This window comes from Bacteroides sp. CAG:633 (assembly GCF_000435115.1).
Taxonomy (GTDB): domain Bacteria; phylum Bacteroidota; class Bacteroidia; order Bacteroidales; family Bacteroidaceae; genus Bacteroides; species Bacteroides ndongoniae.
In genome coordinates, this window is the sequence record NZ_FR883022.1 from 3171 (window position 1) to 12312 (window position 9142).

A 9142-nucleotide genomic window follows, 5' to 3' on the forward strand; every position below is an offset into this window, starting at 1 on the left:
GTCGGCCAAGTATTCGTTCTGTATGCCGTCGATAAACTCCTGTGTGATGACTGCTGCCGACACCTGGGCATAGTCCATGTTCGACAGGAAGACTTCGGCCGAGTTGCGGCCATCAATCATAAAGGGCGGAAGCATCTGCCGCACCTCGCCCATGAAGAGCGAACGGCCGTTCTCCAGCGTACGGATGGGCAGGTCGTCCACCACCGTGTCCTGACGCAGCCACAAGTGGGCATGCGCGTCGATAATCGGATATTCCATGGCTCACGGTTTTAAGAGTTCGCCCAGCTGACACGCTGCTGGTCGCCGATGATTTCGCGTACTTTCTTCACCAGTTCCCAGTCGATGGGGTCTTCGATGAAGGCCACGTTCTTGCGTACATTCTGCGGGTTGGCTGTGCTGAAAAGGGTCGTGGCAATGCGCGGATTGCTGACAGAGTATTGCATGGCCAGTTTCTCGATGGGGTAGTCGACCGATTTACAGTATTCCATCGCTTTACGGCAAGCCTCAACCAGCGGCTGGGGAGCCGGGTGCCAGGCGGGCACACCACGTTCGGTCAGCAAGCCCATCGACAGGGGTGATGCGTTGATGACACCTATTCCCTTCGACTCGAAGTAATCCAGGAAGTCTAGCAGTTTGTCGTCGTTCAAGCAGTGGTGGCAGAAGTTCAGAATGCTTTCTACCGTACCCGGTTCAGAGTGGTCGATGACCCACTTCAGATTCTCCAGTTGCAGGTCGGTGATGCCCACGTGCCCTACAACACCTTTCTCCCGCAGTTCCACCAGTGCAGGCAGGGTTTCGTTCACCACCTGATTGAGGTCGGCAAACTCGATGTCGTGCACATTAATCAGGTCGATGTAGTCGATATTCAGGCGTTCCATACTTTCGTAGACGCTTTCTGTGGCGCGTTTGCCAGAGTAGTCCCACGTGTTGACACCGCCCTTGCCGTAGCGTCCTACTTTGGTGGACAGGTAGTACTTGTCGCGGGGAATGTCTTTCAGTGCCTTACCCAGCACAGTTTCGGCTTTGTAGTGTCCGTAGTAGGGCGATACGTCGATGAAGTTCATGCCCAGTTCGATGGCTGTAAACACGGCTTCGATGCCTTCTTTCTCTTTAATGTCATGGAATACTCCGCCCAGCGACGAAGCTCCGAAACTCAGGGAAGATACTTTCATTCCCGTCTTACCGATTTCATGGTATTGCATAATCTTGTGTTTTTAAATGTTGATTTCTATACAGGCAAAGATAGGGGCAATCCGTTCCCCTTCCCTCACATAGGTCCGTAAAAAGGCACGTAACGGTTTACGTAAAAAGAATTGTCTGTTTCGCTAGCTTTTCAGCCGAAAAGTGTTTTCTTTGCAACTGAAAAGAATCCCAACAACGCACCGATGGCAAACCCGAAACATATCTCCCTGAAAGACCTGGCACGCGAGCTCGGCGTGTCGGTGCCTACCGTGTCGAGGGCGCTGAAGGACAGCCCCGAGATAAGTGCCGACCTGCGCGCCCGCGCCAAACAACTGGCACAGGAGCTGAACTACCGTCCCAATCCGTTCGCCATCAGCCTGCGCAAAAATGCTCCGCGCATCATCGGAGTCATTGTGCCGGACATTGTCACCCATTTCTTTTCCTCCATTCTGAGCGGTATCGAGGATATGGCCATTGCCAACGGGTACTTTGTCATCATCACGACCTCGCACGAGTCGTACGAGCACGAAAAGAAGAACATCGAGAATCTGGTCAACATGCGTGTCGAAGGCATCATCGCCTGCCTGTCGCAGGAGACGACCGACTTCGGCCACTGGGCGGCACTGGCTGACATCAACATGCCTGTCATCCTGTTCGACCGCGTATGCCTGCCCGACATGTTCTCTACCGTCGTGGCCGACGGCGAACACTCTGCCCAGATGGCTACGCAGCACCTGCTGGACAACGGAAGCAAACGGGTGGCCTTCATCGGCGGTGCCAACCATCTGGACATCGTACGACGAAGGGAACACGGCTACCTGGAAGCCTTACGCGAGAACCGCATCCCCATACAGAAAGAGCTGGTGGTATGCCGCAAAATAGATTACGAAGAGGGGAAAATTGCTACTGAATCGTTGCTGTCACTGCCCCAGCCTCCCGACGCCATACTGGCCATGAACGACACGCTTGCCTTTGCCGCTATGGAAGTCATCAAGAGTCACGGGCTACGCATCCCGCAGGATGTAGCCATCATCGGCTATACCGACGAACAGCACGCCAACTATGTAGAGCCCAAGCTGTCGGCCGTCTCGCATCAGACCTACCGCATGGGCGAAACCGCCTGCCGCCTGCTGATAGACCGCATCAAGGGGGACAAAACCGTCAGACAGGTGGTAGTGCCCACCCGTCTGGAGATAAGGGAAAGCAGCATCAAGTAACGGGTTGCCGCTGTGCGGCGCTCCTTTCCCCGATGCTGCCGTTTTCCGAAATTATCAATCGTACAGATAGAACATCCGTTCCATCAGTTTCCACTTTTGTGAAGAAGTACTGCCAGGGGCACACTCCTGGAATCGGGCTACACAGTCTTCCCACTCCGCCTGACGGGGAAGATGCGCCAAACGCTCCATGGCCGAATCCCAGTCGAAATCGAGCGGAGTCTCGACTATCATGAACAGTTGGCTTCCCGAAATATAAATCTCCATCTCCAGGATTCCTACCGAACGGATGCCTTCGCGTATCTCGGGCCAGGCATTCTCCCGACTGTGGATTTTCCGGTATTCGGCTATCAGTTCCGAATTGTTCTTCAAACTTAGCGTCTGACAATAACGCTTCACAGGCACAGCATATTCTCTCGTTTTATAACCTTGATTGGGTTGCATAAAAAATAATTTTAATTGATTATTTAAAATAACGGAAACGGAAGTAACAAAAAAAGAATTGCTCCTGCATCACAAGCATTCTCCCTGCCCGATACCCGGCCAATAAAAAGACGTACATCGGTGCATGTAGAACTGAAAACAGAAGAACATTCCCATTTTTTACTCCAGCCAATGGCTGGCAACAACACCTCACTGTGTTCTTCCTGATTCCGCGACATTCGGGTTATGATGAATGTAAAGTTAGGTCTTTCCTTTTGGATATACAAATCTGCAACAAACTATTTGAACCGGAACAAGTACCCCCTTGTTCTTTCCCTTGCCGGCATGCTCTATGCAGACTTCCCAACTGTAGCATGCAGGCATCGGACAAACAGGATATCACGAGTAAGAAAGAAATAAACCGAAGTCATTCTTGTTTAACAAGAAGAATGACTTCAGCTATTTATATTCTGACGCACGTTTTCATTATTTCCTGATTCTGAACACCGGCGCAATCTCGTTCAGCCGCTTGGCGGGGAGCTCGATTTCCAAGCCGGCGGAGGTGCGGGTGAATTTCACTTTGCCGTAGCCCAACAGTTCGACTTTCTTTATCTCGTCGGGGTAGAGTTCGTTGCCGGCAGAGAGGGATTTCACAGTGACTTTACCATTCTCGGGCCATGCCAGAACGGTGACATATAGGTATTTTTTGGTTTGTGTAAAGCGGATCTCCTGCGCTGTGGCCTGTCCGTAAGATCCTTCGTTGAAGCCCTGGGCATTGATTTTGATGTCGGCACTGGCAATGGGGCCTTCGCCGAATACTTTCCAGGGACGGGTGTCGTAAATGGCTTCCTTGTTGATATTCATCCAGTCGCCAAACTCGTTGAGGATGGCTTCTTCTTTCTCGTCGAACGTACCGTCGGCGCGCAAGGGGACACTCAGCAGCAGATTACCGTTCTTGCTGACTACGTCCATCAGCAGTTTCACTACGTTGGCGGCAGACTTGTAGCCGTTGTTCTCGTAGATAGAGGTATTGTAGTGCCAGCCACCGATGCAGGTACAGGTCTGCCACGGCTCGGCGACGATTTCATTGGGCGCGCCGCGTTCCACGTCCCATACCAGAGCTTTGCGTTGGTTCTCGTCGAGTATCTTGCCGAACATAACAGCTTCCAGCTTACCCTTGTGAGTGGCCATGCTGTGGTTGTAGAAGTGGGCGGCTATTTTCAGTCCGGCGTCGCTGATGGGATAGAACGGGGCTACCGTCACATCGAAGTACAGCATGTCGGGATTGTAGCGGTTGATGACGTCGAGTGTACGGTTGTAGAAGTTTGTGACGTACTTCTGTGTAGGGATGCAGACTCCGTTTCCCCAGGCCCACTGGCTGTGAATCATGCCGTTGTCCCAGCTGTTCTTGCTCAAGGGATGGTTCTGGGCGTAGAGGTCCTGCGGGTCGTAACCTTCCCACCACTTGCCTTTGCCATCTTCCTTGGTCAGCTTACCGTCGTAGGGAATGCCTTTCTTGGGGCCTTTCGTGTCGTGACGCTGCGAGGGTTCATACCAGCTCCAGGCGTGGTCGGCATGCAGGCTGACGCCGAAATAGAGGCCATGCTTGCGGGCTGCCTTGGCCCAACCTTCGAGGATGTCCTGCTTCGGCCCCATGTTCACCGAGTTCCAAGGCTGATACTGGCTGTCCCACAGGTCGAAGTTGTCGTGATGGTTACCCAGGGCGAAAAAGTATTGGGCACCTATCTTCTTATAGAATCCCACGAGCTTGTCGGGGTCCCACTTCTCGGCCTTGAACAGGGGAATGATATCCTTGAAGCCTACCTCGGACGGGTGACCGTAGTTCTTCACGTGGTAATTATACTCGTTGGAGCCTTCCATATAGAGGCTGCGCGCCATCCAGTCGCCGGAGCCTTCGACGCATTGCGGCCCCCAGTGCGCCCAGATGCCGAACTTGACATTGCGGAACCATTCGGGTACCTGATAGTTTTCCAGCGACTGCCACGTGGGCTCGAATTTGCCGGTCATCATCGGCTCGTCCTGCTCGGACACGGGTACTTGATAATTCTGTGCCGAAGCAACGCTGGCTGAAAATAGTAATGAGAATAGCAGAATCTTGTTCTTCATAAGTAGTGTTCTGTTTTGGGTTAATTGAATCGGGTTATAATTTGATAGCACAAAAATACACAATAAGGTCGGAACTATGATAGAACATTTTCGACCATATATAGCACAAAACCGACAATCTTACCAATTTTTATCCGAATCGATAGAACAAAAGCGACAAAAGCTTGCACTATTCCGATATTTTCTTTGATAGTTACAACAGAAAAACTACCTTTACCCCAGATTTTCAAACACAACAAATACCATGAAAACATCTATCGACCAACTACATCCGCTGGTTCTCAACGTCGGCCTGGCCATACACAATGCCGACTGGAACTGGAAGAATGTCAACAGCCCTTTCATGCGGCTGTACTACGTCACCGACGGGCAAGCGCAAATCGAGCTTCCTACGGGTACCTACCTGCTGAAGCCCAACCACATGTATTGCATCCCGGCCTTCACGAGTCACAGCTACATCTGTAACTCCTACTTCTGCCACTACTACTTACATATATATGAAGAGCACCGGCAGGAAAGCTGCTTCTTCGATGAATGGGACATGCCCGTGGAAATTCCGGGTACCGAACTCGACTTGTACCTCTTCAAACGACTCTGCACCATCAATCCGCACATGAGTCTGCCGAAGTCCGACCCAACGTCGTACGACAACAACCCCACACTGCTGCAAAACGTGATGAAGAACAAGCAACGCGCCCTCTGCGACAAAATAGAGTCGCGAGGCATCGTCTACCAGCTGTTGTCGCACTTCGTCAAGCGTGCGCAGGAGAAGATAAAGAGTAAGGACGAACGGGTACGCACGGCCATCACCTACATCCACAACCATCTGTACGAGATGATCGACCTCGACGCACTGGCCGACGACTCCTGCCTGTCGAAGGACCACTTCAGCCGCCTCTTCAAGCACGAGACGGGCGTCAGTCCCTTGCAGTACATCAACCAGAAGAAGATTGAAAAGGCGCAGCTGATGCTCGTCACCAGCAACATGCCGGTGAAAAACATCGCCTCGTCGCTGGCGTTCGACAATTATTCGTACTTCAACCGCCTGTTCAAGAAGATGACGGGCGTCACCCCGCAGGAGTACCGCAGTTCGTACCACTGATGTCAAAGTGACACTTTGCATTTTCCGGCGGTCGAGAATCGTGTTTTTCGGACCGCCGGCAAGGCTGGTGCCGATTTTCGAAGCGCGTGGCATTCATCCTCCTGGCATACAACGCGATAGCAAAATCCGGACATTTCAGCCAGCGAACAGACAGCCGGAAAGCAACGCAAAAGCACCGTTTTTCAGCATCGGAAGCAGCGTTTTCCTCCGAAAACGGGGCACGTTCCCGAGCCGCGCAAGTGTGGAAGGCGAGCCGGGCAAGTGTCGCTCGCGAGCCGGGCAGGCCATTCGTACGAACCGTGCAAGCGTCCAAGGGCCCGAAAGTGCATATTTCCTACATACAACACTTGTATTTGCGCATGTTTATGCAGTTTTTCAGCCTCAACGGCTTCTATTTCGAAAGATTTGCACGAAGGCCGTGTCAGCAAACAAAGCCAATACCGGACATTTTGAAAGCCAAACGACTAAGGACGTGACACGGCGGTTTCCGCATCAGCCCATCGTGAAGAGCCAGCGGTCGGGCGTGCTGCGTTCTTCGTCGAAGGCAAAGCCCTCCCACTCGAAAGCACGCAGTCCGTCGGGCGAGTCGATGCGGTTCTTCAGCAGGTAGCGCGTCATCTCGCCGCGGCACATTTTGGCGTAGACTACGACTGTCTTCAACCGTCCGTCCTTCCACACCTGGAAGTCGGGCGTCACGACCCGTACCTGGGATTCGACACGCTTCCAGTCGAAGAGGTCCTTCATCTCGCTGCTCGCCAGGTTGACCAGCACCCCGCCCTGCCGACGGATGTCGTCGATGAAAACATCAGTCAGCAACGGTTTCCAGTAGTCGAACATCGTGATACCACCGTTCGCCGCCAGACGCACATCGCCCTCCAGGCGGTAAGGCCGGATGCCGTCGAGCGGGCGCAGCAGTCCATAGAGGAAGGAAGTGATACGCAGGTGTTCCTGCGCAAAGAGGAAGTCATCGGTCGTGAAGTCGGCAGGAGCGATGCGCTTGAACACCACGCCCGTATAGGCACCGATGGCAGGCATCGGGCGGTTGTCTTCGGAGCAGAAGTCGTGGTAGCGCAAGCGGTTTTCGGCAGCAATCTTCGCATTGACACGCAACAAGCTCTCCAGCTCGGCAGCCGGATATTGCGACAGTTCGAGCGCCGTGCGCAGCGCCTCGCCGGCAAAGCGGGGTTCGGACACGGCAGGCACGTTCAGTGCACAGCGTGCAGCCATGGTTTTGGCACAGGATATGAATGTAAGCATACGGTAAAAGTTTTTAAGTTTCGGTAAAGCCGGAACGTTAACAAAAGTATCGGTTCGATGCATAGACAAATCGGGCGGCAACCCCAAACCTACATGGTATTGCCGCCCGACGTCAACATACGTTCAACTTATTTTTCAGCAGGTGCCCACTTGCAGCGAACCGGAGAAACGATTGCACCCTCTTCTTTCAGCTGCTTCATCGCCTTGTCCACTTCCTTGCGGTCAAGTCCGCTCAGTTCTGCTATTTTACCTGCATTCAGAGGAGTTCCGGCCTCTTTCATTGTTGCCAACACTTGTTCTTTTACGTCCATAATTCCAATTTTAATAGTTATTGTTTCTTATTTCCAATGTAATGTCCATATAAGTCCGTTTCCCCTCGATATAGTCGGCATAGAGTGTTTCCGCATCTTTCCCTTTCAGAACATGGCATTTGCCGCATAATTCGCAATTATGCAGACACTTCCACGCATCGGCAACGAAGGTTCTGCGCTCTTCTCGGGTCGAGTGTGCTATATCCGGAGGTGTCATGGGCTATATCATACATTCATTGTTTTGCAAATATAACGAAAGGTCTGCGCACAAGCAAACAAAAACCACATTTTCGGCTGCGGACCCTCGCTGTCCGAATGCCCCGTCTGCCCATTTCTGCTCCTTACGGAAAGATTTCGTGGCCTTTTTCATCCTTGTTTCAAGACTTTTTGCTACCTTTACAACTTGTTGGGGAAATGGGCTCTTTTCGCCCCCCGACACCCGAGACTGGAAAAAGAAAAAACAATATATAAAATGACTCACAAATGGAATTATTTACCCATCACACCCGAACAGGCAGAGACAAGCCAGACACTGGCCCGGGAACTGGGCATTAACCCCATACTGGGACGACTGCTCGTGGAAAGGGGAATAACGACGGCTGCCGCCGCACGGAAATTCTTCCGCCCACAACTGCCCGAACTCTACGACCCCTTCCTGATGAAGGACATGGACGTGGCCGTAGCGCGCCTGAACAAGGCAATGGGAAAGAAAGAAAGGATACTGATTTACGGAGACTACGACGTAGACGGTACCACAGCCGTGGCACTGGTCTACAAGTTTATTCAACAGTTCTACTCGAACATCGACTATTACATCCCCGACCGCTACAACGAAGGCTACGGGGTGTCCTACAAAGGAGTGGACTACGCCGTGGAGACGGGCGTCAAACTCATCATCGTGCTCGACTGCGGCATCAAGGCTGTGGACGAGATAGCCTATGCCCGCGAGAAAGGCATCGACTTCATCATCTGCGACCATCACGTGCCCGACGACGTGCTGCCACCCGCTGTAGCCATACTCAACGCCAAACGCTTCGACAACACCTACCCCTACGAGCACCTCTCGGGCTGCGGCGTAGGATTCAAGTTCATGCAGGCGTTTGCCATCAGCAACGGCATCGAGTTCCACCACCTCATCCCCCTGCTCGACCTTGTGGCCGTCAGCATCGCTTCGGACATTGTCCCTATCATGGGCGAGAACCGCATACTGGCCTTCCACGGCCTGAAGCAGCTGAACAGCAACCCCAGTGTCGGGCTGAAGGCCATCATCGACGTGTGCGGACTGGCCGACAAGGAAATCACCGTCAGCGACATCGTCTTCAAGATAGGCCCCCGCATCAACGCGTCGGGACGCATACAGAACGGTAAGGAAGCCGTCGACCTGCTCACCGAGAAAGACTTTTCCGCCGCCCTCGAAAAAGCCGGACAAATCAACCAATACAACGAGACCCGCAAGGACCTCGACAAGAGCATGACCGAAGAGGCCAACGCCATCGTCTCCGGACTCGACGGACTGGCCGACCGCC

The 9142-nt window shown here is 52.9% G+C and carries 9 protein-coding genes; 3 read left to right on the forward strand and 6 right to left on the reverse strand.

Features of this window, described 5'->3' with window-relative positions:
• Positions 1-258: amidohydrolase family protein (locus QVP67_RS03825; RefSeq protein ID WP_441293830.1), on the reverse strand; the 258-nt coding region annotated here is incomplete at its 3' end.
• Between the two features lie 11 nt (positions 259-269).
• Complete coding sequence (locus QVP67_RS03830; protein WP_022162231.1) at positions 270-1202, reverse strand: aldo/keto reductase; 933 nt, start codon at positions 1200-1202, stop codon at positions 270-272.
• A gap of 183 nt (positions 1203-1385) precedes the next feature.
• On the opposite strand from QVP67_RS03830, the gene QVP67_RS03835 reads away from it, so the two are divergent.
• A complete protein-coding gene (locus QVP67_RS03835) occupies positions 1386-2399 on the forward strand; it encodes a LacI family DNA-binding transcriptional regulator (protein ID WP_288179879.1) in 1014 nt (337 codons plus the stop codon).
• A 54-nt stretch (positions 2400-2453) separates the two neighbouring features.
• Here QVP67_RS03835 and QVP67_RS03840 read toward each other — a convergent pair whose 3' ends face one another.
• Both QVP67_RS03840 and QVP67_RS03845 read right to left on the reverse strand, forming a co-directional pair.
• On the reverse strand, positions 2454-2840 hold the full coding sequence (locus tag QVP67_RS03840; protein ID WP_022162233.1) for an L-rhamnose mutarotase: 387 nt from the start codon (positions 2838-2840) through the stop codon (positions 2454-2456).
• 465 nt (positions 2841-3305) lie between these two features.
• Entirely contained in the window at positions 3306-4946 is a 1641-nt protein-coding gene (locus tag QVP67_RS03845; protein WP_022162234.1) for an alpha-L-fucosidase, read from the reverse strand.
• Between the two features lie 244 nt (positions 4947-5190).
• Here QVP67_RS03845 and QVP67_RS03850 point away from each other — a divergent pair, with 244 nt between their 5' ends.
• On the forward strand, positions 5191-6048 hold the full coding sequence (locus tag QVP67_RS03850; RefSeq protein WP_022162235.1) for a helix-turn-helix domain-containing protein: 858 nt from the start codon (positions 5191-5193) through the stop codon (positions 6046-6048).
• 492 nt (positions 6049-6540) lie between these two features.
• On the opposite strand, the gene yaaA is transcribed toward QVP67_RS03850, so the two are convergent.
• Positions 6541-7305: a peroxide stress protein YaaA gene (gene yaaA / locus QVP67_RS03855; protein WP_022162236.1), complete on the reverse strand. Its 765-nt coding sequence runs from the start codon at positions 7303-7305 to the stop codon at positions 6541-6543.
• Positions 7306-7433: 128 nt separating this feature from the next.
• A complete protein-coding gene (locus QVP67_RS03860; protein ID WP_022162237.1) occupies positions 7434-7616 on the reverse strand; it encodes a hypothetical protein in 183 nt (60 codons plus the stop codon).
• Positions 7617-8088: 472 nt separating this feature from the next.
• On the opposite strand from QVP67_RS03860, the gene QVP67_RS03865 reads away from it, so the two are divergent.
• On the forward strand, positions 8089-9142 hold a 1054-nt coding region (locus QVP67_RS03865; RefSeq protein WP_288179880.1), incomplete at its 3' end, for a single-stranded-DNA-specific exonuclease RecJ.

Bases quoted from the DNA above. Each gene is read 5' to 3' on its own strand.
- QVP67_RS03830 (WP_022162231.1), bottom strand. From the start codon at position 1,202: ATGCAATACCATGAAATCGGTAAGACGGGAATGAAAGTATCTTCCCTG.
- QVP67_RS03835 (WP_288179879.1), top strand. From the start codon at position 1,386: ATGGCAAACCCGAAACATATCTCCCTGAAAGACCTGGCACGCGAGCTC.
- QVP67_RS03840 (WP_022162233.1), bottom strand. From the start codon at position 2,840: ATGCAACCCAATCAAGGTTATAAAACGAGAGAATATGCTGTGCCTGTG.
- QVP67_RS03845 (WP_022162234.1), bottom strand. From the start codon at position 4,946: ATGAAGAACAAGATTCTGCTATTCTCATTACTATTTTCAGCCAGCGTT.
- QVP67_RS03850 (WP_022162235.1), top strand. From the start codon at position 5,191: ATGAAAACATCTATCGACCAACTACATCCGCTGGTTCTCAACGTCGGC.
- yaaA (WP_022162236.1), bottom strand. From the start codon at position 7,305: ATGCTTACATTCATATCCTGTGCCAAAACCATGGCTGCACGCTGTGCA.
- QVP67_RS03860 (WP_022162237.1), bottom strand. From the start codon at position 7,616: ATGGACGTAAAAGAACAAGTGTTGGCAACAATGAAAGAGGCCGGAACT.